At 61.0% G+C, this 22,362-nt stretch carries 22 protein-coding genes; 9 read left to right on the top strand and 13 right to left on the bottom strand.

The window, feature by feature from the left end; translation table 11 throughout:
- Nucleotides 1–2: 2 nt before the first annotated feature.
- Entirely contained in the window at nucleotides 3–635 is a 633-nt protein-coding gene (locus tag ACN0SC_RS13585; RefSeq protein WP_417250219.1) for a DsbA family protein, read from the top strand.
- Nucleotides 636–650: 15 nt separating this feature from the next.
- Here the strand turns inward: ACN0SC_RS13585 and lpxK are convergent, their stop codons facing one another.
- From lpxK to ACN0SC_RS13600, 3 genes are read right to left on the bottom strand one after another with little or no spacing between them, the layout of a single operon-like run.
- The gene (gene lpxK / locus ACN0SC_RS13590; RefSeq protein ID WP_417250220.1) at nucleotides 651–1,643 is read right to left on the bottom strand and encodes a tetraacyldisaccharide 4'-kinase; all 993 of its coding nucleotides are present in this window, start codon (nucleotides 1,641–1,643) and stop codon (nucleotides 651–653) included.
- 3 nt (nucleotides 1,644–1,646) lie between these two features.
- Nucleotides 1,647–2,924 (bottom strand): 3-deoxy-D-manno-octulosonic acid transferase, encoded by a 1,278-nt coding sequence (locus ACN0SC_RS13595; RefSeq protein ID WP_417250221.1) that lies wholly within the window; start codon nucleotides 2,922–2,924, stop codon nucleotides 1,647–1,649.
- Between the two features lie 12 nt (nucleotides 2,925–2,936).
- Complete coding sequence (locus ACN0SC_RS13600) at nucleotides 2,937–3,182, bottom strand: DUF4170 domain-containing protein (RefSeq protein ID WP_417250222.1); 246 nt, start codon at nucleotides 3,180–3,182, stop codon at nucleotides 2,937–2,939.
- Nucleotides 3,183–3,350: 168 nt separating this feature from the next.
- Here ACN0SC_RS13600 and ACN0SC_RS13605 point away from each other — a divergent pair, with 168 nt between their 5' ends.
- Nucleotides 3,351–4,157, top strand: a complete 807-nt coding sequence (locus ACN0SC_RS13605) for an HAD-IIB family hydrolase (protein WP_417250223.1) — start codon at nucleotides 3,351–3,353, stop codon at nucleotides 4,155–4,157.
- Nucleotides 4,150–5,370, top strand: coding sequence for a glycosyl transferase (locus tag ACN0SC_RS13610; protein ID WP_417250224.1), 1,221 nt, complete (start codon nucleotides 4,150–4,152; stop codon nucleotides 5,368–5,370). The genes ACN0SC_RS13605 and ACN0SC_RS13610 overlap by 8 nt, the downstream gene beginning before the upstream one ends.
- Before the next feature lie 6 nt (nucleotides 5,371–5,376).
- Here ACN0SC_RS13610 and ACN0SC_RS13615 read toward each other — a convergent pair whose 3' ends face one another.
- From ACN0SC_RS13615 to ACN0SC_RS13625, 3 genes are read right to left on the bottom strand one after another with little or no spacing between them, the layout of a single operon-like run.
- On the bottom strand, nucleotides 5,377–6,159 hold the full coding sequence (locus tag ACN0SC_RS13615; protein ID WP_417250225.1) for an inositol monophosphatase family protein: 783 nt from the start codon (nucleotides 6,157–6,159) through the stop codon (nucleotides 5,377–5,379).
- Entirely contained in the window at nucleotides 6,146–7,492 is a 1,347-nt protein-coding gene (locus ACN0SC_RS13620) for a TldD/PmbA family protein (RefSeq protein WP_417250226.1), read from the bottom strand. Before ACN0SC_RS13620 ends, ACN0SC_RS13615 begins: the two co-directional genes overlap by 14 nt.
- Nucleotides 7,493–7,509: 17 nt before the next feature.
- On the bottom strand, nucleotides 7,510–8,994 hold the full coding sequence (locus ACN0SC_RS13625; protein WP_417250227.1) for a DUF2125 domain-containing protein: 1,485 nt from the start codon (nucleotides 8,992–8,994) through the stop codon (nucleotides 7,510–7,512).
- A 141-nt stretch (nucleotides 8,995–9,135) separates the two neighbouring features.
- On the opposite strand from ACN0SC_RS13625, the gene ACN0SC_RS13630 reads away from it, so the two are divergent.
- A complete protein-coding gene (locus tag ACN0SC_RS13630) occupies nucleotides 9,136–9,753 on the top strand; it encodes an enoyl-CoA hydratase/isomerase family protein (protein WP_417250228.1) in 618 nt (205 codons plus the stop codon).
- Nucleotides 9,750–10,928 carry a TIGR03862 family flavoprotein gene (locus ACN0SC_RS13635; protein ID WP_417250229.1) on the top strand — a complete coding sequence of 393 codons (1,179 nt, stop codon included), beginning with the start codon at nucleotides 9,750–9,752 and terminating at the stop codon, nucleotides 10,926–10,928. Before ACN0SC_RS13630 ends, ACN0SC_RS13635 begins: the two co-directional genes overlap by 4 nt.
- On the opposite strand, the gene holA is transcribed toward ACN0SC_RS13635, so the two are convergent.
- The 5 genes from holA to ACN0SC_RS13660 all read right to left on the bottom strand — a co-directional run bounded on the left by holA (nucleotide 10,894) and on the right by ACN0SC_RS13660 (nucleotide 16,837).
- Nucleotides 10,894–11,919: a DNA polymerase III subunit delta gene (holA, locus tag ACN0SC_RS13640; protein WP_417250230.1), complete on the bottom strand. Its 1,026-nt coding sequence runs from the start codon at nucleotides 11,917–11,919 to the stop codon at nucleotides 10,894–10,896. The two genes, ACN0SC_RS13635 and holA, sit on opposite strands and share 35 nt — an antisense overlap.
- Nucleotides 11,916–12,410 (bottom strand): hypothetical protein, encoded by a 495-nt coding sequence (locus ACN0SC_RS13645; RefSeq protein ID WP_417250231.1) that lies wholly within the window; start codon nucleotides 12,408–12,410, stop codon nucleotides 11,916–11,918. Before ACN0SC_RS13645 ends, holA begins: the two co-directional genes overlap by 4 nt.
- Nucleotides 12,397–14,946 carry a leucine--tRNA ligase gene (leuS, locus tag ACN0SC_RS13650; protein WP_417250232.1) on the bottom strand — a complete coding sequence of 850 codons (2,550 nt, stop codon included), beginning with the start codon at nucleotides 14,944–14,946 and terminating at the stop codon, nucleotides 12,397–12,399. The genes ACN0SC_RS13645 and leuS overlap by 14 nt, the downstream gene beginning before the upstream one ends.
- A gap of 100 nt (nucleotides 14,947–15,046) precedes the next feature.
- Nucleotides 15,047–15,601: a DUF3576 domain-containing protein gene (locus ACN0SC_RS13655; RefSeq protein WP_417250233.1), complete on the bottom strand. Its 555-nt coding sequence runs from the start codon at nucleotides 15,599–15,601 to the stop codon at nucleotides 15,047–15,049.
- 159 nt (nucleotides 15,602–15,760) lie between these two features.
- Complete coding sequence (locus ACN0SC_RS13660) at nucleotides 15,761–16,837, bottom strand: porin (protein ID WP_417250234.1); 1,077 nt, start codon at nucleotides 16,835–16,837, stop codon at nucleotides 15,761–15,763.
- A 227-nt stretch (nucleotides 16,838–17,064) separates the two neighbouring features.
- Between ACN0SC_RS13660 and ACN0SC_RS13665 the strand changes: the two genes are divergently transcribed.
- Complete coding sequence (locus tag ACN0SC_RS13665) at nucleotides 17,065–17,718, top strand: YggS family pyridoxal phosphate-dependent enzyme (protein ID WP_417250235.1); 654 nt, start codon at nucleotides 17,065–17,067, stop codon at nucleotides 17,716–17,718.
- Nucleotides 17,719–17,844: 126 nt separating this feature from the next.
- On the opposite strand, the gene ACN0SC_RS13670 is transcribed toward ACN0SC_RS13665, so the two are convergent.
- Together ACN0SC_RS13670 and ribA are read right to left on the bottom strand one after the other, a co-directional pair.
- Complete coding sequence (locus ACN0SC_RS13670; RefSeq protein ID WP_417250295.1) at nucleotides 17,845–18,330, bottom strand: L,D-transpeptidase family protein; 486 nt, start codon at nucleotides 18,328–18,330, stop codon at nucleotides 17,845–17,847.
- A gap of 23 nt (nucleotides 18,331–18,353) precedes the next feature.
- Nucleotides 18,354–19,439 carry a GTP cyclohydrolase II gene (ribA, locus tag ACN0SC_RS13675; protein ID WP_417250236.1) on the bottom strand — a complete coding sequence of 362 codons (1,086 nt, stop codon included), beginning with the start codon at nucleotides 19,437–19,439 and terminating at the stop codon, nucleotides 18,354–18,356.
- A 169-nt stretch (nucleotides 19,440–19,608) separates the two neighbouring features.
- Here ribA and ACN0SC_RS13680 point away from each other — a divergent pair, with 169 nt between their 5' ends.
- The 3 genes from ACN0SC_RS13680 (at nucleotide 19,609) to trxA (ending at nucleotide 22,338) form a co-directional block, all read left to right on the top strand.
- Nucleotides 19,609–20,295: a response regulator transcription factor gene (locus tag ACN0SC_RS13680; RefSeq protein WP_417250237.1), complete on the top strand. Its 687-nt coding sequence runs from the start codon at nucleotides 19,609–19,611 to the stop codon at nucleotides 20,293–20,295.
- Nucleotides 20,296–20,567: 272 nt separating this feature from the next.
- Nucleotides 20,568–21,356 (top strand): exodeoxyribonuclease III, encoded by a 789-nt coding sequence (locus ACN0SC_RS13685; protein ID WP_417250238.1) that lies wholly within the window; start codon nucleotides 20,568–20,570, stop codon nucleotides 21,354–21,356.
- A gap of 70 nt (nucleotides 21,357–21,426) precedes the next feature.
- Complete coding sequence (gene trxA, locus ACN0SC_RS13690; protein ID WP_417250239.1) at nucleotides 21,427–22,338, top strand: thioredoxin; 912 nt, start codon at nucleotides 21,427–21,429, stop codon at nucleotides 22,336–22,338.
- Nucleotides 22,339–22,362: the final 24 nt, after the last annotated feature.

The raw sequence follows: 22,362 nt of genomic DNA on the forward strand, positions 1-22,362 counted from the left end.
CCATGAACCGACGCAGCTTTCTCGCCTCGACGACTCTCGCCGCCGGGCTTTCCGCGATGCCGACCCTGAGCGCATTTGCTCAGGATGCCGCCGAGAGCGACGCCGAGATGACCACCGTTCCCGATCTCGTTCTGGGCGATGCCGATGCGCCAATCGAGCTTATCGAATACGCTTCCTACACCTGCCCGCATTGCGCCAATTTCCACAGCGCCGTGTTCAAGAACCTCAAGGCGGACTACATCGACACGGGTAAGGTGAAATTCGTCTATCGCGAAATCTTCTTCGACAAGTTCGGGCTTTGGGCGGCGATGGTCGCACGGTGCGGTGGTGATATGCGCTACTTCGGCATTCAGGGCCTGCTTTACGAGCAACAAAGCGACTGGCTCGCTGGAGGCCGCGACGCGATGCAGATCGTCGAAAACCTTCGCACGATTGGCAAGACGGCTGGTCTGTCCGATGAGCAGCTTGATGCCTGCATGAATGACGGCGAGATGGCGAAAGCTATGGTTGAGAAGTCACAAGCCGAGGCTGATGCCGATAACATCAACTCCACGCCGAGCCTCGTGATCAATGGTGAGAACCATTCGAACATGTCCTACAGCGACCTCAAGGACGTTCTCGACGCTCTCCTGTAGGGCGCGACTGCGACCCTACTCCAGCCCGATCTGGCGCAACACCGCGTCGATCGGGCCCCAATCCTCGCATTCCAGACGCACGGGCAGGGTGACAACCTTCTGACGAAACTCGCGAGGAAGGCGCACGGCGTCCTTCTCCGTTGTGACCATATGTGCGCGTAGTGCGAGGGCTTCGATCTCAAGGCGTTTCATCAGTTGGAGCGACAGCGGCTGATGGTCTTTCAAGGCCTCCGCGCGCAACAGATCCGCCCCTAGCGAGCGGAGCGTGCCAAAGAACTTCTCGGGATGGCCGATGCCCGCGAAGGCCAGAACGCGCAATCCTTCCCACTCCATGCCCGTTTGAAGCGGTTCAAGCCGCGCCTGCGCACGGGGCACGGTCAACGCATCTCCCCATGTCTCGCCAAATTGTTTTTGGGCCGCATCAGAGCCGATGGAGATCACCACGTCCGCCCGCGCCATGCCCCTTTCAATCGGTTCGCGCAGCGGTCCTGCGGGGATGACTCGCCCGTTGCCGAAACCTTTGCCCGCATCGACAACAACCAGCGTCGCATCCTTTTTGACCGTGCCGTTCTGCATCCCGTCGTCGAGGACGATGATGTCCGCCCCCGCTTCTTGTGCCGAACGCACGCCTTCGGCGCGTTGCTTGGCCACCCAAACAGGTGCGAATGCGGCGATCAGAAGGGGTTCATCCCCGACCTGCACTGCCGAATGCCGCTGTTCATCGACCTGCACTGGTCCGTCGAGGCTCCCGCCGTAGCCGCGAGAGACCACATGCGGGTGATAGCCACGCGCGATGAGACGTTGCAGGAGCGCGATCACAGTTGGCGTTTTCCCCGTGCCGCCCGCATTTATATTGCCCACGCAAATCACAGGCACGTCGGCGCGGAACCCATCCTGCGCAAGTGCCTTCTGTGTGCCACGTGCATAGAGAGCGCCAAGCGGGGACAAGAGCCGTGCCACCAGTCCAGGAGCATCGGGTGGATTGGACCAGAAACGTGGCTCTTTCATCCGTTAAACCCCTTCGGCATCATCGAGCGCACCATGTAGCAGCGCCGTCACGTGCTCTGTCACCATCGCACTCGCCGAGGTCACATCCCAAGCCGCGTTTGCGGCCTTTGCGGCGGCATCGGGCGCAAGCAGGTCGCGGACGGCAGCCGCGAGGTCGATCTCACCCCGCACCACCCGCGTGGCTCCCGCGCGCGACAGTCGCTCATATGCATCGGCGTGATCGGAGACGTCTGGACCGTGAATAATTGCGGAGCCGTGCGCGGCGGCTTGCAAAGGGCAGCATCCGCCATCACTCGAAAGCGAGGCCCCGAGAAACGCAACGGGTGCGGCGCGGAACCAGATCGAAAGATCGTCATCTGCGGGCACGATGAGCACCTGTGTCTCCTCGGTGATCGCACCACCCTCCACGTAGGTGGTGCAACGCAGCGGACTATTCGTCGCATCGCGCTGCAGGGCGGTCCGTGCGGCGTCATCGGCGAGCGACACGACCAGTAGCAAACGGTGCGCGCGTCGCATGGCCTCACGGTGGGCGCGAAGAACCTGAACCGTCTCACCTTTTGTGATGTCGCATGCGAACCACGTGGGCCGCGTCCCCACCTCTTGTGCGACCGCGCTATATCGTTCTTCATCAAGCGGCGCGCCTTGGCTGCTTTGTTCCAGAAAACCGAGTGTCTCGACATGGGTGGTGTTTAGCACTGCAGCCTGCCACCGCGTTGCGCTGCGGGGCGTGCCCGCCATCACGCGATCAAAACAGCGTCGCGCCAGCGTGCGAAGGCCAGGGACCGTAGCGGTGACATCCAGAGTGGGGCCGCCAATCGCAACCTCCACCGCAAAGCAGGGAATGCCACGTTCGGCTGCGTGCCACAAAAGCGCGGGACGGAACGCCTCCCCGATCCAGCACAACACATCAGGACGATAGTGATCGAGAAAGCGGTTCACCACGCGCGCGGGCTCTTCGGGCGCGGGTAGGGAAATCACGCTTTCATGCGGCTTTCGGATCGATACTCCGTGTGCATGGGTAAGCAGGCAGGTGAGATCGGGGCGCTCCTCAAGCAAGGCGTTGAAAAGGCCAAGTGCCGCCTCGGCGGCATCCTGTGTCGCAGCATGGAACCAGATAAGCTCGCCCGTTGGGCGCGCAGGAAGCTCGCGGGCGAGGCGGCGTTGAAACTCTTCCGAGGAGATCGACCCCGCCGCCTCAAGACGGCGCAACTTCTGCGTCGCCTGCTGTTCGGAGCGGGCGTGAAGCGCGAGATAGGAGCGAAGTGGGAGAGGTTTGGCCATGCGGCCCCGACCTTACTCGCCGAGTTCTTCGGTCGAGCTTGCTGGAGCTTCCTCGTCCCGCAAGCGGTGCAAATGGGCAATGAAGTACCGCATATGCGCATTGTCGACCGTGCGCTGTGCTTCGGCCTTCCACGCGTTGTGTGCCGATTCGTAGTTGGGGAAAATCCCCACGATGTGAATATCATCCACATTGCGAAACACGGTTTTGGTGGGATCGACGAGTTCGCCGCCGAAAACGAGGTGAAGTCGCTGGGCCATGGGCACCTCCAATGGGAATTTCCTGCACCCTACCTCACTGGTAAGGGGGGTCAAGCAGGCGTCAGCGCTGACGCACAAAAAATAGGCAACATGCTCTTTTTTCGTCGCTTTGGTGTCGGCTGCTGTTTTCCTCAGCGTAGGGAGGCGGCATCATGGGGTATGGATTTCATGGTCGATACAGTTCCGAACCTCGTCGTTTTCTCTGATCTCGACGGAACACTGCTTGACCACGAGAATTACTCATGGAGCCCTGCCATCCCCGCGCTGTCACGGATGAAGGCATTGGGCATTCCACTCGTTCTGGCCAGCTCAAAGACCTCCATTGAGATTGCAGGCCTTCGCGCCGAGATGGGATTTGCGCATTGCCCCGCGATTGTCGAGAACGGCGCGGGTGTGCTGTCCGCAGGGACGGATGCCGTCGAGGCGGGGGGCGATTATGCTCGGATCAGGGAGATTTTGACATCGCTGCCGAGTGATTTGCGCGAGAAATTCGAAGGCTTCGGCGACATGAGTGCGCACCGAGTGAGTGAGGTCACGGGCCTGTCTGCGGTGGCGGCACAAGATGCCAAGAGACGCGACTTTTCCGAGCCTGGGCTGTGGTCGGGAGACGTCGAGGCGCGCACGGCCTTTGTCGCAGCTTTGCAAGAGCAAGGCGTCCACGCGCGGATGGGCGGACGGTTTCTGACGCTCTCTTTCGGCGCGACGAAGGCGGATCGCATGGAAGAGATCTGTGCTGGATTAGACCCGAAACCAGCCTATCTGGCTCTTGGAGACGCGCCCAATGATGTCGAGATGATCTCTGCTGCCACCTATGGCGTGATCATCAAGAACCCCCACGGCGCGCAAATTCCCCGCCTTTCAGGTGAGGACGCGGGCCACGTTCGCCGCTCGAATGCGGCAGGGCCAGTGGGGTGGAACGAGGAAGTAAACGCGACCATCGACGCGGTATATGGAAAGGAAAACTCACATGGCTGACTTTCATCAGGGCGGAAAGGTCGCAACGCTCCACAACTTGCGCCAGAACACAGCGGAGGATTTGATCCTCGAACTGAAAGCCTTTTCCGCGTCACGGAAGATCACGCTTATTCTGCCGTCGCTCTTCTCCGAGCTCGAGGGTGAGGCGCTTCCCAACATCATCGACGAGTTGAACAAGGTCGATTTCCTCCACCGTATTGTCATCGGTCTCGATCGCGCCACCGAAGAGCAATACCGCTACGCGCGCCAGTTCTTCTCCAAGCTAAAGGCGGATCATGTCGTTCTGTGGAACGACGGGCCGCGTCTCAAGGCGGTGGACGCGCGTCTCAAGGAGTTGGAGCTGTCTCCCTCCGAACCTGGAAAGGGGCGAAATGTCTGGTTCTGCATGGGCTATACGACTGCGCGCGCCGATAGCGCCGTGGTCGCTGTGCATGATTGCGATGTTGTGACCTATTCGGCGGATATGCTAGCGCGGCTGGTCTATCCCGTGACCAACCCGAATTTCCCCTACCAGATGTCGAAAGGGTTCTATCCCCGTGTCGCGGATGGAAAGCTCAATGGCCGCGTCTCGCGCCTTCTGGTCTCCCCGATTCTCAACGCCATGAGCAAGGTGCTTGGCCCGCGTGACTATCTCGATTTTCTGGGCGACTTCCGCTACCCGCTCGCGGGCGAATTCGCGATGCGCACCTCCATCCTGCCCGATATGCGTATTCCCTCGGATTGGGGTCTCGAAATCGGCCTTTTGAGCGAGGCATGGCGCAATCTCAGCCCGCGCGCCGTTTGTCAGGTCGAGGTCTCCGACCGTTACGATCACAAGCACCAAGACCTCAGCGCGGAGGATGCCTCAACGGGTCTGTCGCGCATGTCCGTGGACATTTGCAAGGCGCTCTACCGCAAGCTTGCCGCCGATGGCATGGTCTTCTCCGAGGAGATATTCCGCTCGATCAAGGCGACATACTATCGTGATGCGCTCGATCTCATTGAAACCTATTTCAACGACGCGCGGATGAACGGGCTTCACGTGGACCGCCATATCGAGGAACAGACGGTGGAACTCTTCGCTTCCAACATCATGAGCGCGGGTCAGGTGTTCCTCGAAAATCCCATGGAAACACCCTTCATCCCGAACTGGTCGCGCGTTCATGCCGCCGATCCGGACATCGTGATGCAGATGGTTCAGGCAGTTGCCGACGATATGGACGACTACGCATAACCGACCCTAGAGCGGGCGAAGTCGGTCCAAAATCTCTCGTGTGAGCCGCGGGTTGGCGGCGATCATTCCGTCAATCGCGGGGCGGGGACGGTTGAATTCGGGCGCATTCCCGATGCGGTCGGTCACTGTGCCGCCCGCCTCCGTCACAATCAGGGTGCCTGCCGCGACATCCCACTCCCACGTGTTGCGCAGTGAGATCATCGCGTCGTAACGCCCCTGTGCCACCAGCGAGAGGCGGTAGGCCAGCGAGGGGCGGAATTTGTGGACGAATTCGGGGCAGGTGCCGATCCAATGCGTCGCGGCGAGATTCGGGCGGGCGGTCAGGACGCGGGCGCCGTCGGGTTGCGCATGGTCTCCGACCTTGATGGGATCGTCGTTGAGAAAGGCGCCCTTGCCTTTCGCGGCGGTAAAAAGGCGGTCGCGCATCGGCAGGTAAACCACCGCCGCCACGGGCTGCCCGTCCTCCACAACCGCGAGTGAATGCGCCCAGTTCTTGTCGCCATGGATGAAGCTTCGGGTGCCGTCGATGGGATCGACGATGAAACAGCGGGTGCGCTCAAGGCGCGCGGGCGTGTCGGCGGTCTCTTCCGAGAGCCATCCGTAATCGGGCCGCGCGCGGGTCAGGCTTTCCGAGAGATAACTGTCTACCGCGAAATCGGCCTCGGTGACGGGACCGTCATCGCCACCCTTGTCCCAAACCTGCGGGTCTTTGCGAAAGAAACGCTTGGCGATCTCGCCCGCCTCACGCGCAGCGGAGATCAACAGCGAGAGATCGTCAGCTTCCGGCAATCATCATTCCTTCGACAAGCAGGGAGGGCACCACGCGACTCAGGTGTTGCCGCGCATCGTTGGCGGGGATGATCCGCATCAGCATTTCGCGCAGGTTGCCCGCAATCGTGCATTCGTTGACGGGGTAGGCAATCTCGCCGTTCTCGACCCAAAAGCCGCTCGCTCCACGCGAATAGTCCCCGGTGGTCGGGTTGATCGTCGAGCCGATCATCGAGGTAACGAGAAGCCCCGTCCCCATGTCGCGGATGAGGTCATCACGGCTTTTCTCGCCCTGCGTTAGAGCCACATTCGATATCGATGGCGAGGGTTTGGAGGACACCGAGCGGGAGGCGTTGGCCGTGCTGGTCATGCCCAGTTGCCGAGCGGTCGCAAGATCGAGCGTCCATCCCGTAAGCCGACCTTGATCCACCACCGCGCGCTTTTGCGTCGGTAGCCCCTCAACATCGAAAAGGCGCGAGGCGGTGACGCGCTTGCGGTGCGGGTCTTCGATGAGGGAAAGATGTTCGGGAAGCACTTGCGTATCCAGCGCATCGCGCAGCCAGCTTGACCCGCGCGCAACACTCGATCCGTTGATCGCCGAGAGCAGATGACCAATCAACGAGGCCGCCACGCGCTCGTCATAAAGCACGGGAAAACGGCCTGTTGCGGGTTTGCGTGCGCCGATCCGCTCGACCGTCCGCGTGCCCGCCAGCGTTCCAATTTCTTCCGCACTCGGCAGGTCGCTTTGGAACACACGGCTTTCGCCCGCGTAGTCGCGTTCCATGCCCGTCCCTTCGCCCGCAATCGCCACACAAGAGATCATGCGATCCGTGCGCCCGTAGGCTCCCGCGAACCCGTTACTCGCGGCAATGGCCAGACGGCGGCGACCATAGGCGGCGGAAGCGGATTGCACCTGCGACACACCCGACACACCGCGCGCGGCGGCCTCGGCGGCCAACGCATCGGCTTTCAGTGCGTCGGGGCTCGGTTCATCGCTCGGGTCGGCAAGTTCAAGCGGATCGTTGTCGCGAGCCGTGGCAAGCTGCGCGGGATCGGCAAGCCCCGCATAGGGATCATCGGGGGCCATACGGGCCATCGCGACTGCCCGTTCGGCCACCGTTGTGATTGTCTCGTCGCGCGTGTCGGAGGCGGAGACGCAGGCCTGCTTCTGCCCGACGATTACGCGCAGCCCAAGATCAACGCCCTCGGCCCTCTCAGCGTGTTCCAACGCGCCTTCGCGCACGTCGATGGACACAGATGTGCCATCCACGACCAACGCATCCGCCGCATCGGCTCCCGCCTTGCGTGCCGCATCAATCAGTCGTTCGGCAAGTTTGGAAATGTCACGTGTCATTGTCGCCTCGTTGCACCTCAGAAGGGAAGCGGCATGCCATTGGACAGAATCTGCCCATCGGCGGTGCGCTCGATATGGGCGACCATCTCGCCAGGTGTCGCACCGGGGCGTGCCAGCATCCCGATCATCATTTGTGCCATGCCCGCCTGTTCCATCGGCAGAAGACCCATACCCGCAAGTTGGTCAATCAGCGTCGTAACATTGGTCAGCTTCAGGTCAAGCGCCCCGACCATATTGGGCATTCCGTTGATCTCGCCTTGGGAGGTTGCCGACCCCGTGCCCTCGATCATAGCGCCCGCCAATTTGACGGTCAGATCGTTGAGCGTCACCTCTGATATCTCTGGCATTTCGGGCAAGACCGGCGGCGAGGCTGGCGTCATCATTCCTTCTGGAATCCGCGCCATTGCGCTCACGTCAATGATGACCGTCGCAGGGTCGCGCGACAGGGTTCCGCTGGGATCAAACATGCTCCAGATTGAATCCGTAACCGACAGATCCTCAATCGCGATGCGCATGTCGAGCGGTGCGGGGCTTTCCGCAGGCGTCACGGGCATCGACATGGCCATGTCCAACCGCGCAAGGCTTCCGCCCGCGTCAGGGAGCGGGAAGTCGGGAGAGGAGACCTCAACCACCGTATCGACCGTGGAGGCGCTGTAGTCGATTTGCCCGTCCTGAATGGACGCATCATAGCGCGAAAGGCCCGATGTTCCGATGATCTTGGCACGACGGTCGCCGTCGAAGTTGAGTGTGAAGGTGTTCGCCTCGACCGTTCGGAACATCTCCGCATTGAGCGTGGCCAGAATATTTTCGAATGACTGGTCATCCTCGCCCAATTCGTGCGCGTAGGAACCTTTCGTCTCGTAATTCTGGCCCGCGACATCATAGCGGAACCCGTTGTCGCCAATGCTCTCGCCGCGATAGATCACTGCGCTGGAGGTCATGGCATAGTCGCCCGACACTTGCTCACCATTCTGCACGGAGGTCCATGTCGAGACCACGTCCTCCATATCGACGGTGAAGATCACGCCGACAGGATCAACCTGCCCGTCGACGGGACGGTTTTCCATGTGAATGGAACCCGCGTCGAGACTATAGCGCAGCGCGTCAGGATCACCTGCCGCGATCATGTCGCCCGAAATCTGGACCGTGGTGTGCATGACCGTGTTTGTGACGAGCGCGCCGTCTTCACCCGGCGTCACCGTCACTACCAGCGGCGCGGGCATGGAGATCCGCACAGAGCCATCGTTGAGGTTGGTGAAGTCCATTCGCGCAATTGTCGTTTCGACACCGCTACCGACTTCTTCGTTGTCAAAGGCGAAAGTGATGTTCTCGGCGATCAAGGTGTCGCCATCACGACGCAAATCCGCGGTGACGGATTGACCAAAGCCCTCGCTCATTCTCAGCATGTCGTTCCAGACATCCTCCGACGTGACATCGGCCATAGCGGCGGTGGCGGAAAAAAGCGTAAGACAAACGGGAACAAGGCGCAGGGTCGGGCGCATGGGACTCTCCTAAAATCAGTTGCCCGCAGGGTTTCCTGCTTTGCTCGCAGGGTCAAGGCTGGAACGTCCCCGCGGGGCAAACTAAACTCCCATTTGAAGCGCGCCGCAAACTGGCGGCGGCACAAGATTGGGAGAGTTGATGTGATCGAGGTGTCGAACAAGGGTGCAACCACCATTGTGACCCTAAACCGGCCCGAAAAGGCCAATTCCCTAACCACCGAGATGCTTGAGACGCTCTTGGACACCGTGCGCGCGGCACGGCAGGGAACAAAGGTTTTGATCCTGACGGGCGAGGGGCGCGTGTTTTCGGCGGGTGCGGATCTTGATGAGGCGAAGGCGGGTCTTGCCACTTCGCCACTTTGGGAGGCGCTTTCGTCCGAGATCGCCACCTTGCCCTGCCTGACCATCGCCGCGCTCAATGGCACCTTGGCGGGCGGGGCCTTCGGCATGGCGCTTGCCTGCGATCTGCGGATCGCCGTGGCGGAGGCGAAATTCTTCTATCCCGTTATGTCGCTTGGCTACCTGCCCCAACCCTCCGATCCCAAACGTCTCGCGGCGTTGGTCGGGCCGTCGCGGGCGAAGATGATCCTAATGGCGGGGCAGAAAATCACCGCAGACGAGGCGCTGGATTGGGGGCTCCTCGACTGCATCGTGCCGCGCGAGGACATCCTTGAAAGCGCCACCGCCCTCGGAGCGGCGGTCGAAGGCGCGCAGCCGGCCCATATCGCGGGGATCAAGGCATTGGTGCCGTCCAAGTGACCCCCGACGCGCTGGTCATCGGAGCGGGGCCTGCGGGCCTTATGGCCGCCGAGGTTCTCTCGAAGGCGGGTCTGTCCGTTCTCGTGGCCGAGGCAAAACCCTCTCCCGCGCGCAAGTTCCTGATGGCGGGGAAATCGGGTCTCAACCTGACGAAAATTGAAAGCGAGACCGCCTTCCTACGGGCCTATAATCCCCTGCCGCCGCAAGTTCGCGCCGCTTTGAACGGCTTTGGCCCGCGCGATGTGGTGGCTTGGGCCGAAGGTCTGGGGCGTGAGGTGTTCACCGGCTCCACGGGGCGTGTGTTTCCCACCGAAATGAAGGCCAGCCCCCTCCTGCGCGCGTGGCTAGCTCGGCTGGATGGACAGGGCGTGTCACTCAAAACGCGCTGGCGGTTGATGGGGATTGCGGACGGCTACACCTTCGATACGCCCGACGGACCAGTGACCCTCACGCCGCGCGTCTGCGTCATGGCTATGGGTGGGGCGAGCTGGGCCAGATTGGGGTCAGATGGCGCATGGGTGGAGATGCTTGGCGGCGCGGTGCCCTGCGCACCTTTTGCGCCGTCCAATGTCGGTGTGCTTTGCGACTGGACCGCGCATATGTCGCGCCATTTCGGTTCCGCGGTGAAGAATATCGCGCTGACCTGCGGAGAATTCACCTCGCGCGGGGAGATGGTGATCTCGCGCAACGGGCTGGAGGGCGGCGGTATCTATACCGTGTCGCGAGGCCTGCGGGAGGGGCATCCGCTGCGTGTTGATCTCCTGCCTGACCGCACAATCGAAGACATAAAACAGTCTCTAAAGCAGCGCAAAAAAGGCGAAAGCCTTTCCAACACCCTGCGCAAGCGGCTCAAACTCCCGCCCGAAAAAGCGGCGCTCTTCATGGAGTTTCGCGACGCGGCAGGAGACATCGGTTCGCAGATCAAATCTCTGGAGACCACAGGTGCGCGTCCGCGCCCGTTGGAAGAGGCGATTTCGACCGCTGGCGGCGTGCGCTGCGATGGATTGACTGAAGGCTTGGCGTTGCCTTCACGGCCCAATCTCTTCTTCGCGGGGGAAATGCTCGATTGGGATGCGCCGACAGGGGGCTATCTGCTGACCGCCTGCCTCGCGACAGGGCGCCATGCCGCGCTTGCGGCTATCAACGCCGCTGCGACAGCATCGCGATCCGAATAAGCGCGCGTTCCATCACCGCCATCGTCGGTGCCCGCGATGCCGAGCGGAGCGTCAGGTCGGTCTCAGTCAGAATGCGCAGCGCTGTTTCGAGTTTGTGCATCCCCCATCCCTGCGCCTGACGGGTCATGCGATCACGGCGCGGGCCAAAAATCGGCGGACGCGCCCGCGCGATTCCCTGCGACGGTCCGCCCTTGTCGGAAGCGGCGGCGTGTAGGGTGCGGAAATGGCGCATGGTGAAGATCGACAGCGCCACGGCATCGGTGCCCTGCGCTTCGAGCTTGGCCATGAGCGGGCCGAGTTCGTCGGTGCGTCCTTCGGCGGCGGCGTGAAGCACATCGTCCACTTCCGCTTCGGTGGTGGTTGGCGAGCAGGCCTCGACCTCCTCACTCGTCAGCGGCGTGTCGTCGCCGAATTTGTAGAGCGAAATCTTGTCGAGTGTCTGGCGGAAATCACCGGGATCAAGCACGCGTCCGAGGGCCTCGATATCCATCATCGCGTCCTTGGAGACATTGCGTAGCCCTGCCTTCGCCAAAACCGCTTCGATCTCCCCGCGCGAGGGCGGGTCGGCATAGATGGCGGCGGCATAGGTGTCGGGGCGTTTCTCGAATTCCTTGCGCAGTTTTGAAGTGGCCTTGAGACTGCCGGCCGTCACGACGACCTGCGCATCACCGGGTTTCCAGTCCTCAAGCGCGGCGAGGATGATGGGGGCCACCTGCTCCGTGGCGTCCTCGACAAAGGCCACGCGCGGCCCAGGAAAGAAGCCCTGCGACTTGATCGCGTCGTCGAGAAGCGCCTTCTCCTTGCGCAGTTCCGCGGCAGGTATCCGCGACAGGCGCATCTCTTCTTCGCCCGTGGGGCCGATGAGTGCGGCGATCAACTCCTGGCGCTTGAGCGCGACACGCATGGTGTCGGGTCCGTAGATCAGAACGCCACGCTTTGCTGGGTCGGGCTTGGCGAAATAGCTGACGGAATCACGCGGCGAGAGTTTCATCGCGCTGCGCTCACCGCGATGATCAGGTCGTTCACAGTGCGATCGGCCAGTTGCTGCATCAGGCGTGCATAGGCGTCGCGGGTGGCCGCGAGAGAGGCCACGGTTGATCCCGTCTTGGCTGTCGCGGCATAGGCGGTGAAGGTCGACACTTCCCCACTGGCCACCGTCGCGCCGCTCTCAATCTCGACAAGTGCGTAGCTGGCCGTTCCCGTGACGTGGTAACGGTTGATTTCTTGCGCGCGGGTCAGGCCGATGGAATCTTCGTCGGTGGTGATCTCATAGGTGAGGCGATAGCGCGGTGATTGTGATGGGCCGAGGGCGTCCGTCAGTGCGCGTGAGTAACTGTTCTCTTCGCGGTCAGACGGCTGTTGAACCTCGACGGTCCCGCGCAAAACCTGCGCCGCGCCGTTTGGTCCATAGGCAGGGGTAAAGCCGCAGCCCGCGAGGGCTACGAGCGAGACCAGAACTGTTCTGCGATCAAATGACGACATTGACGATGCGGCCCGGAACAACGATCAGCTTTTTGGGCTGCCCACCATCGAGCGCCCTTTTGACAGCATCGTTTTCCAGCACCAGCTTTTCAACCTCTTCTTTCGGCATATCCTTCGGAACAGAGATTTCATCGCGGCGTTTGCCGTTGATCTGGATCGGAAGCGTGACTGTGTCTTCAACCAGCATGGCCTCATCAGGCACGGGCCAGGGGGCTTGTGCAATCAGACCCTCGCCGCCCAGCATGGACCACATTTCTTCCGCGAGGTGCGGGGTCATGGGGGACATGAGTTGGGCCAGTGTCTTGAGCGCAAAGCGTTTGGCTTCGCGTCCGGCCTTGGACTTCGCGATGGTGTTGGTGAAGCCGTAGAGTTTCGCGATCGAGGCGTTAAAGCCGAAGCTCTCGATTCCTTGCGTGACCTCAAGCATCGCTTTGTGCGATGCGCGGATCAGATCATCGTCGCCGTTACCTTGCTCGGGGGCGTTTTCCACATCTGCCGCGAGACGCCAGACACGGCCAAGGTGTTTGCTTGCAGCTTCGGCGCCGCTTGCGGTCCATTCCACATCGCGTTCGGGCGGGCTGTCGGAGAGGACAAACCAGCGCGCGGTGTCGGCACCGAACTGCCTGATGATCTCTACGGGGTCCACGACATTGTGCTTGGACTTGGACATCTTGGCCGAGGGCACGATCTCGACCTCGGTGCCGTCTTTCAGGAAGCCCTTCCCGTCACGCAGCTCGACCTCTTCGGGGTAGTGATAGACGGGACGCCCGTCCTCGCCCTTGGTCTGGTAAATCGCGTGTGTCACCATCCCTTGCGTAAACAGTGCATTGAACGGCTCACGCGCACTGTCGGGCAGGTGGCCCGTGGCGTTCATCGCGCGGGCGAAGAAGCGGGAATAGAGTAGGTGAAGAATCGCGTGTTCGATGCCGCCGATATATTGATCGACGTTCATCCAGTATTCGGCATCTTCCTTGACCGTCGGCGTGTCGGCGCGCGGGGAAGTGAAGCGGGCGTAGTACCACGAACTGTCCACGAAGGTGTCCATCGTGTCCGTCTCACGTAGCGCATCCGCACCGCACTGCGGGCAGGCGCAGTTGCGCCATGTCGGGTGACGGTCGAGCGGATTGCCTGGCTGGTCGAAGCTGACATCCTTGGGCAGTTCGATGGGTAGGTTTTCTTTCTTCTCAGGCACCACGCCACAGGTCTCGCAATGGACCACGGGGATCGGACAACCCCAATAGCGTTGCCGTGACAGACCCCAGTCGCGCAGGCGGAACTTGGTCACGCCGTGGCCGACGCCATTGGCTTCGCAGAAATCAACCGCGCTGTTTACCGCCTCTTCGCCCGTTTGGACCTCGTCGCCCGCAAAGCCGCGAATGTATTTCACCTTCTCGGACTTGAGCGGGACAAAGGCTTCGCTCTCGTTCAACTCGCCCTCGACGGGGGCAAAAACATAGTTGATCGGCAGGCCGTATTTGGTCGCGAAGTCGAAGTCGCGCTGGTCATGCGCCGGACAGCCGAAAATCGCACCGGTGCCGTAATCCATCAGGATGAAATTGGCGATATAGACCGGCAGTTCCCACGATGTGTCAAACGGGTGACGCACGGTCAGGCCCGTGTCGAGCCCCAGTTTCTCGGCCTTTTCAATCGCCTCTTCCGTGGTGCCGCCCTTGCGACACTCTTCGCAGAAGGCGGCTACATCCGCGTTCTCGGCCGCGAGCTTCTTGGCCAGCGGATGATCGGCGGAGATGCCGACAAAGGACGCGCCCATCAGCGTGTCGGGGCGGGTGGTGTAGACCTCAACGCGGTCATGGCCATCGGGCGCATCGACCAGCGAGAAGGCGAATTGCAACCCGCGCGACTTGCCGATCCAGTTCTTCTGCATCGTCTTGACCTTTTCGGGCCAATCATCGAGCGCTTCAATTGAGGTCAGAAGATCATCGGAATAGTCGGAAATCTTGAAGAACCACTGGGTCAACTCCTTGCGCTCAACGGGCGCACCCGATCGCCAGCCGCAGCCGTCGATCACCTGCTCGTTGGCCAGAACCGTCATGTCCACAGGATCCCAGTTCACCGTCGCGTTCTTGCGATAGACCAGACCCTTGTCCATGAAGTCGATGAACATGCTCTGCTGCTGTCCGTAGTATTCGGGATCGCAGGTCGCAAATTCGCGCGTCCAGTCGATCGACAGGCCCAGCGGCTTCATCTGCCCGCGCATGGTGTCGATGTTCTGGTAGGTCCATTCCCCTGGATGGCCGCCCGACGCCATCGCCGCATTCTCGGCAGGCATCCCGAAAGCATCCCATCCCATCGGATGCAGAACCGAGAAACCACAGCTCGACTTATACCGCGCCACGACATCGCCCATCGTGTAGTTGCGCACGTGCCCGATGTGGATACGGCCCGAGGGGTAGGGGAACATCTCAAGCACATAATACTTCGGCTTGGACGGGTCACGGCGGGCGAGGAAAACCTCGGCCTCGTCCCATGCCTGTTGCCATTTCGGTTCGAGATCGGCGGGCGCGTAGCGGCTCATGGATGATGTCCTTCGGGTCTTATCGAAAACGCCGGGCGTGGTGGCCCGGCGTGGTCATAATGCTTTGGCCCCTTAGGGTCCAGTGGGTTCGGCACTGCGCTTACTTGCCAGAGCGCAACTGGCGCGCACGGGTCAGGATCGCATTCTCAACGGCGCGGACGGTTTCGCCCGATACGGCGCCGCCGCGCGTGTAGAGCGATACGTTGAGTGTGCGTGCATCAAGCGCGGGATCGGTGACATTGATCACGGCACGATAGGCGCGACCGCCACCTGGAGGTGTGCCATAGCCCGTGGTGATGACGCCTGTAAACGGATCGGCGGTTTGAACAGGCAGGAAGGACAGCACGTCCAGCGCCGCGTTCCAGATGTATTTGTTGACCTGAACGTCATCAGTGGCCGAGCCGCGCCCGCCGCCGAAAATGCGGCGCTTGCTCGCCTGTTCGACGATGATGACTTCGCCGTTGGGAATCTCAACAGCCTGCGCAGTGGCGCGGGTATCGACGACTTCGCCGCCTTCGGTGACAACGGTGCGGCCCCCGCCCAGCGATCCGAAGCCGAGGGAGCCAAAACTGTCTCCCAGTCCTCCGAGGCTGCCGCCGCCCGAACAGGCGGTCAGCGCGAGCGTTGCGATTAGGCAAAGGCTTTGGCGAAACATGGATGCGGTCCCTCACGATTGGTTGAGGCAACCGTATAGGCCAAAAGCAGCGTGAACAAGAGTCTAGCGTCGCAAAGATGTGCTGTTCACGCGGGTAATCGACAACGAAAAAGGGCCACCCCGAAGGGTGGCCCAAAACTTATCCAATCTCAGGTGAGATTAGAAGGACAGGGACACTTCGAGAGTGATACCGTCCTGAACTTCGAAGTCGCCGTATGTGTCGGAGATCTCGTCGTCACCTGCGGTGTCTGCATCACCGTAGGAAGCGAGGAAGGTTGCACCGCCACCGAGGTCGTAGGATGCGCCGATGTAGGAACCAGCGTCGCTCACGTGACCAGCACCGATCAGCAGGCCGTTGCCCATGTCGTAGGTGCCTTCGAGGCTGTAGGTGGTGTCGGAACCATCGTCGACGTCTTCGACTTCAGCAGTAACGGAGATCGGGCCGTCTTCGTAGACGCCTTTGAGGCCCATTACGCGATCTTGGTCGCCGTCAGCAAACCACACGGAGAGAGCAACGGGGCCAACGGGGTAGCCAACTTCGATACCGTAGTTGGTGTCGCCTTCCGCGTCAGCAATACCGAAGTTGACGTCTGCGCCGCCAAAGGACGTAGCAACGGTCAGAGCGATGGAGTCAGCAACACCGCCAAAACCAATGTCGCCGCCACCGAGACCAGTGTAGCCTTCAACATAGCCGAAGCCGAGGGAGAAGTTGCCGAAGTCGCCGGTGATTGCGAAGGTGCTACCATCGGTGCCACCGCCCAGAGAGTTGTCGATAACAACAGTCGATGCTGCGGCTTGGATGGAACCGAAGTTGCCTTTGAGAACCAGTTGCTCACCATCTTCGCCGATGTCGTCATCGTCGAAGTCATACATGCCGTCGGTGAGGCCCTCAGGCGAGGAGATCAGTTGATCAACTGCGGAGGAGTATTCACCGTAGTAGAGGCCACCCATGTCGGATTCGATGTAGACGGTGAAGTCCGTGTCAATAGTGGGGTCGGTGTCCTCGGTCAGGTCGTCGAAGTCGGCGCTGAAGGTCGCGCCAGCGGTCCAGCCGTTGTTGAGTTCGGCGGAGAGCGCGACGTCAAGGCCAGCATCAACGTAGAAATTGCTAACGCCAGCGGCGTCTTTAACGTCGTCGTTGTAGCCGAGCGTAGCATCGCCACCGAAGGTGACTTCAGCGGAAGCGGCACCGGCAAGGGCGACGATCGCTGCGGAAGAAAGAAGGATATTTTTCATGAGTTCCCTCGTGGAATTGGAATATCAGGAATGCCGGCCAGTCCGACACATGGACAGTTGAATGCGCCGAGAAGCCTTTTGGGTCAAGCAAAGGGCGCACTTGAAAATGCAACGCTGGGTAAAATGATGCAATCATGACACACACCTGTTGCGGCTCTGTTCGACTGTCCCCTAGAAACGCGGGAGAAGGTCGGTTGTGGCGTTAACTTTTGCAGAAAGGCAGTGCGATGTCTCTAGAAGAGGTGAAATCCCGTATTTCCAAGGCATTGGCCCGCGTGGGGCGTGCGGAGGGAGAGGTTGAGTTGATCGCCGTGTCGAAAGTGCAACCCAACGAACGTGTGGAGGCTGTGCTGGATGCTGGTCATCGTGTCTTTGGCGAGAACCGTGTGCAGGAGGCGGCGGGCAAGTGGCCTGACTTCCGCACACGCTATGAGGGAATCGAATTGCATCTGATCGGCCCGCTTCAGACCAACAAGGCGCGGCAGGCGATGGAGCTTTTCGACGTGATCCAGACCATTGACCGTCCCAAACTGGCCAAGACGATTGCGCGGCTGGCCGAGGAGATGGGAACCTGCCCGCGTCTCTATATACAGGTGAACACGGGCGAGGAGCCGCAGAAGGCAGGTGTCCACCCGCGCGATGCGGATGCCTTTATTGCCGAGTGTCGTGATCTCGGTTTGGAGATCGAGGGGTTGATGTGCATCCCCCCCGCCGATGAAGAACCGTCACTGAACTTCGCGCTTCTGCGCAAGATCGCGGAGCGCAACGGAATCGAAAAGCTCTCGATGGGTATGTCGGGCGATTTCGAGACCGCCATCGGTCAGGGCGCGACATCGGTGCGCGTCGGGTCGGCGATCTTTGGCGAGCGGGACTATTCCTGAGGTGGGGTGAATCGGTCGGGTGTTTCGGTCTGGCGCCTTGTGGTCTGTCAGGTCGGACGGGTGAGGTGCCCGATGCCGTGCCCGACAGATGCCCGACACATATCCGACAGGGTTCAGACCGTCCTTTTAGCGGATAAACAGCCGCGTGTGGGGCGTGATCCGCGCCGCTATCCAGCGCAGGTGATCGGGCCGAAACGCAAGGCATCCCGCCGTAGGGTGGCGCGGTTTTCGCCATTGGTGGACGAAGATCGCCGAGCCTTTTTCGGAGGTAGCAACGGGCCAGTTCCAGTCCGTCACGAACAGCACATCATAGAGCCTGTCGGCGCGGCGAAGGTGCTCGTGTGAGTGCGGGTAAGGCGCTGTAATTGCTTGGTTATATGCGGGATCGTCAGGGTCGTCGGACCACAGGTCGCGCGGCCCTATCGGGCGCATGGTGAGCGCTGTGTGCGGGCGGGCGCATCGGTCGGCGCGATACCTGCCTTCCATCATGCGCCAAACGCCACGCGGGGTCGCCCCATCGCCTTCGCGCTTGTCGTCGGTCATTCCGCCGCGCCCGATGGAGACAGGAAGCCGCCGCCCCATGAACCGCACCCCCCAACGGGTCACGATCATATCCCCACGGGCCGGAAACGGCGTCACAACAAGTGCCCCGACTTCTTCGCCTTGGTTGCCAGATATCCCGCATTTTCAGGGGTTTGGCCGACCTTGAGCGGCACGCGCTCCGTGACCTTGATGCCTTGATCTTCCATCCGCGCGATCTTGGCGGGGTTGTTGGTGAGCAGGCGCACGGAGGAAAATCCCATCTTCTTGAGGATCGCCGCCCCGATCCGCAGATCGCGCTCGTCATCCTCGAATCCAAGGCGATGATTGGCCTCCACCGTGTCGAATCCCTGATCCTGAAGCGTATAGGCGCGCATCTTGTTGGCGTGGCCGATCCCGCGCCCTTCCTGATTGAGGTAAAGCAGCACGCCCGCGCCTTCCTCACCCATCTGCGCAAGTGCGGCACGCAACTGCGGCCCGCAATCGCATTTGAGCGACCCCATGATGTCCCCTGTGAAACAGGCCGAATGCAGGCGCGCGAGAACGGGTGCATTTCGGTCGGGGCGTCCGATTTCCACGGCGAAATGCTCTTCGGCCCCGTCGTCAGGGCGGAACACATGCACGCGGCCCGCGTCCGATACTGTCAATGGCACACGGGCCGAGACAACATCGGCCAGCGGCGCGAGCGTCGCCATATGAGGCAGCGCGAGTTCCGCAGGGAGCGATGTGAGCGCGGAGAGGTCTTCTTTGGTATCAACGGGCAGGTCCACCATAATCGCGGCGGGAAGTAGACGTGCCGTTTTCGCCAGCGCAATCGCCGTGCGTGCATGGGTGGCGCTGTCACTGCGCAGTGTCTTGAACGGCCCCTTCATCGGCGCAGCAAGATCGTGTTCGGGGGCTGCGACCGCCGCAATCCACTCGACGTCTGCGTCATCGGGCAGGATGATTCGCGCCACATCGCCGTCATATGCGCGCGCGCTTAGGGTTTGTGCCCGTCGAGAGGTGATCGCCATATAGGTTGTGCCGAGTGCCTTGAGTGCTGCAAGCCGTTCGGGCGACAGGCCCTCTGCGGCGGCGGCGAGACTGATGTGATCGCTTGAGCGCAGAACAACGGGAACACCCATGCGCATGTCCGCGCGGGCGCGTGCAATCAGTTCGGGAAGGGCAGGGGCAAGACTCATGTTGGCAGATTCCATAGTAATAGTGTTACACGATGTAGCCGCTTCTGACGCAAAGTGAAACATTTGGCGCAATGTCGACACGCTTGCGTGAGGAGATTGTCGTAAATCTTGCCGATGGCGTGATGAAAACTCACATCGGCTTCAAGAGATTGACACAACGGAGGCAAAAATGCCCAACCTAAAGAGAATTCTCCTCGTTGATGATGACGACGATCTGCGCGAGGCATTGAGCGAGCAGCTTGTGATGACCGAGGACTTCGACGTTTTCGAAGCGGGCGATGGCGCGGGCGGCATGGAGCGCATCAAGGAGGGGCACTATGATCTGGTGATCCTCGACGTTGGCCTGCCTGACACCGATGGCCGCGAGTTGTGCAAGCGGATGCGCAAGGCGGGCGTAAAATCCCCGATCCTCATGCTCACGGGGCAGGACAGCGACGCCGACACCATTCTCGGCCTCGACGCGGGCGCAAACGACTATGTGACCAAACCGTTCAAATTCCCCGTGCTTCTGGCCCGTATCCGCGCACAGTTACGCACTCACGAGCAATCTGAAGCGGCAGTGTTCCAGCTCGGACCCTACACCTTCAAACCCGCGCAAAAGATGCTCGTCACGGAGGATGACAAGAAAATCCGCTTGACCGAAAAAGAGACCAATATCCTCAAGTTCCTCTACCGCGCGACCGAAGGCGTGGTGCCGCGTGACATTCTTCTGCACGAGGTTTGGGGCTATAATGCGGGTGTGACGACGCACACGCTGGAAACCCACATCTACCGCCTGCGTCAGAAGATCGAACCCGATCCCTCGAATGCGCGCCTTCTGGTGACGGAAAGCGGCGGTTATCGCTTGGTGGCGTAACCAAAAATTAAGAGATCCGGAACCAAACTGGGTCTCACGGGTTTCATGTTCAAAGCCGCAGCGTATCGCGGATTAGATACGCGTCCCTCGTTCCCTCGGCCCGACGTTTCCCGCGTCGGGCCATTTTTTTCGACCGCCGCGTCTATCGTCCGCTAAGGTCGCCGGTGGTTAATAGGGGCATTGGGGGTTGCGCAGCTGTTGAGAAGCCCCTTTCGGGTGGCAAGGGCTGCGCACGGAGGTTAGTCTCCCCTCAACAAATCGGAGAGACGGACATGGCCTTTACCCTTGCGACCTGGAACATCAACTCGGTGCGGTTGCGCGAACCGATTGTGGTGAAGCTCTTGGAGGAAGAAGCTCCCGACGTGCTTTGCCTGCAAGAGTGCAAATCCCCCGTCGAGAAAATCCCGTTGGAGCGTTTCCACGCGCTTGGCTACACGCACATGGTTGCGCGGGGCCAGAAGGGCTACAACGGTGTCGCGATCCTGTCGAAAATTCCGATGGTCGAGGCGGGCGCGGAAGATTACGCCTCTCTCGGTCACGCGCGCCACATCGCGGGTAAACTCGAAAATGGCGTCACCATCCACAACTTCTACGTGCCCGCAGGTGGTGACAAACCCGACCGCGAGATCAACGACAAGTTCGGGCAGAAGCTCGACTACCTCACCGAGATGCGCGATGCCTTCCATGCCGACGCGCCGCAGAAATCCATTCTCGTCGGGGATCTCAATATCGCTCCGCGCGAGGATGATGTCTGGGACCACAAGAAACTGCTCAAGATTGTTTCCCATACCCCCGTCGAGATCGAACATCTCGCACAGACACAAGACGCGGGTAACTGGGTCGACATCACCCGTCAGGACATCCCCGAGGGGCTGCTCTATTCGTGGTGGTCCTACCGTGCGAAGGACTGGGACGCCGCCGACAAGGGTCGTCGCCTTGATCACGTCTGGGCCACGCCCGATATCTCGAACGCCGCGCATTCCAGCCGCGTGCTGCGTGCCGCGCGGGGATGGGAGAAGCCCTCCGACCACGCCCCCGTCTTTGCTACCTTTGACTTGTAGTTCGCCCTTTAATTCGGGCGGGGACAGCCTCATATAAGACCCAAACAGATTGAATTAGGGAGATCAGAGCATGGACCTCGGTCAGAACCAAGCCGCCGCGGGCGGCGACCTCATCAAAGACGTCTCCGAAGCGACCTTTATGGCCGATGTCGTTGAGGCCTCGCAAACCGTCCCCGTGATCGTTGATTTCTGGGCGCCATGGTGCGGCCCGTGCAAAACCCTCGGCCCCGCTTTGGAAGCGGCGGTGAAGGCGGCGGGTGGCAAGGTCAAAATGGCCAAGATCAACGTGGACGAAAATCAGGGGATCGCGGGCCAGATGCGCGTGCAATCCATCCCGACTGTCTACGCCTTCTTCCAAGGGCAGCCAGTGGACGGTTTTCAAGGCGCGGTTCCGCAAAGCCAGATTGACGAATTCATCTCCAAGCTTGTCGCCCTTGGCGGCGGTGAGGCGGACAACGGTCTGGCCGATGCCGTTGCTGCGGCCGAAGAGATGCTAGAAACGGGCGCGCTCGTGGATGCGGCGCAGACCTTCGCCGCCATCTTAGGCGAAGACCCCGAAAACGCAGCCGCCTTCGCAGGGCTGGCCAATTGCCACCTTGCGAGCGGGCAGGTGGACGAGGCCGAAGCCACGATCAACGGTGTCCCCGACGCCATTTCCGCAGACCCCGCCATCGAGGCGGTGCGAGCGCGGATCGATCTTGCCCGCAAGGCCGAGAGCGCAGGCCCTGTCGACGAATTGCGAGCTAAGGTCGAGGCGGACCCGAAAGATATGGCCGCGAAGATCGAGCTGGCCACTGCGCTGCATGGCGCGGACGATGTGGAGGGCGCGATTGCAGTGCTGCTCGACGCCGTGCGCACGGATCGTGAATGGAACGAGGGCGCGGCCAAGGCCGAGCTTTTCACCATCTTCGACAGCCTGCCAGCCAATGACAAACGCGTGCTCGACGGACGGCGCAAGCTTTCGTCGATCCTGTTTGCTTGACGTGGTGCGCGCGCTACATCTATC

The sequence above is a fragment of the Celeribacter sp. genome, assembly GCF_048261515.1.
In the GTDB taxonomy this organism is placed as follows: domain Bacteria; phylum Pseudomonadota; class Alphaproteobacteria; order Rhodobacterales; family Rhodobacteraceae; genus Celeribacter.

Coding starts and splice junctions, on each gene's coding strand:
- ACN0SC_RS13670 (WP_417250295.1), bottom strand. CDS start 18,330: ATGATCGTGACCCGTTGGGGGGTGCGGTTCATGGGGCGGCGGCTTCCT.
- trxA (WP_417250239.1), top strand. CDS start 21,427: ATGGACCTCGGTCAGAACCAAGCCGCCGCGGGCGGCGACCTCATCAAA.
- ACN0SC_RS13620 (WP_417250226.1), bottom strand. CDS start 7,492: ATGACACGTGACATTTCCAAACTTGCCGAACGACTGATTGATGCGGCA.
- ACN0SC_RS13610 (WP_417250224.1), top strand. CDS start 4,150: ATGGCTGACTTTCATCAGGGCGGAAAGGTCGCAACGCTCCACAACTTG.
- leuS (WP_417250232.1), bottom strand. CDS start 14,946: ATGAGCCGCTACGCGCCCGCCGATCTCGAACCGAAATGGCAACAGGCA.
- ACN0SC_RS13600 (WP_417250222.1), bottom strand. CDS start 3,182: ATGGCCCAGCGACTTCACCTCGTTTTCGGCGGCGAACTCGTCGATCCC.
- ACN0SC_RS13660 (WP_417250234.1), bottom strand. CDS start 16,837: ATGAAAAATATCCTTCTTTCTTCCGCAGCGATCGTCGCCCTTGCCGGT.
- ribA (WP_417250236.1), bottom strand. CDS start 19,439: ATGAGTCTTGCCCCTGCCCTTCCCGAACTGATTGCACGCGCCCGCGCG.
- ACN0SC_RS13655 (WP_417250233.1), bottom strand. CDS start 15,601: ATGTTTCGCCAAAGCCTTTGCCTAATCGCAACGCTCGCGCTGACCGCC.
- lpxK (WP_417250220.1), bottom strand. CDS start 1,643: ATGAAAGAGCCACGTTTCTGGTCCAATCCACCCGATGCTCCTGGACTG.
- ACN0SC_RS13625 (WP_417250227.1), bottom strand. CDS start 8,994: ATGCGCCCGACCCTGCGCCTTGTTCCCGTTTGTCTTACGCTTTTTTCC.
- ACN0SC_RS13685 (WP_417250238.1), top strand. CDS start 20,568: ATGGCCTTTACCCTTGCGACCTGGAACATCAACTCGGTGCGGTTGCGC.
- ACN0SC_RS13585 (WP_417250219.1), top strand. CDS start 3: ATGAACCGACGCAGCTTTCTCGCCTCGACGACTCTCGCCGCCGGGCTT.
- ACN0SC_RS13595 (WP_417250221.1), bottom strand. CDS start 2,924: ATGGCCAAACCTCTCCCACTTCGCTCCTATCTCGCGCTTCACGCCCGC.
- holA (WP_417250230.1), bottom strand. CDS start 11,919: ATGAAACTCTCGCCGCGTGATTCCGTCAGCTATTTCGCCAAGCCCGAC.
- ACN0SC_RS13645 (WP_417250231.1), bottom strand. CDS start 12,410: ATGTCGTCATTTGATCGCAGAACAGTTCTGGTCTCGCTCGTAGCCCTC.
- ACN0SC_RS13680 (WP_417250237.1), top strand. CDS start 19,609: ATGCCCAACCTAAAGAGAATTCTCCTCGTTGATGATGACGACGATCTG.
- ACN0SC_RS13605 (WP_417250223.1), top strand. CDS start 3,351: ATGGTCGATACAGTTCCGAACCTCGTCGTTTTCTCTGATCTCGACGGA.
- ACN0SC_RS13665 (WP_417250235.1), top strand. CDS start 17,065: ATGTCTCTAGAAGAGGTGAAATCCCGTATTTCCAAGGCATTGGCCCGC.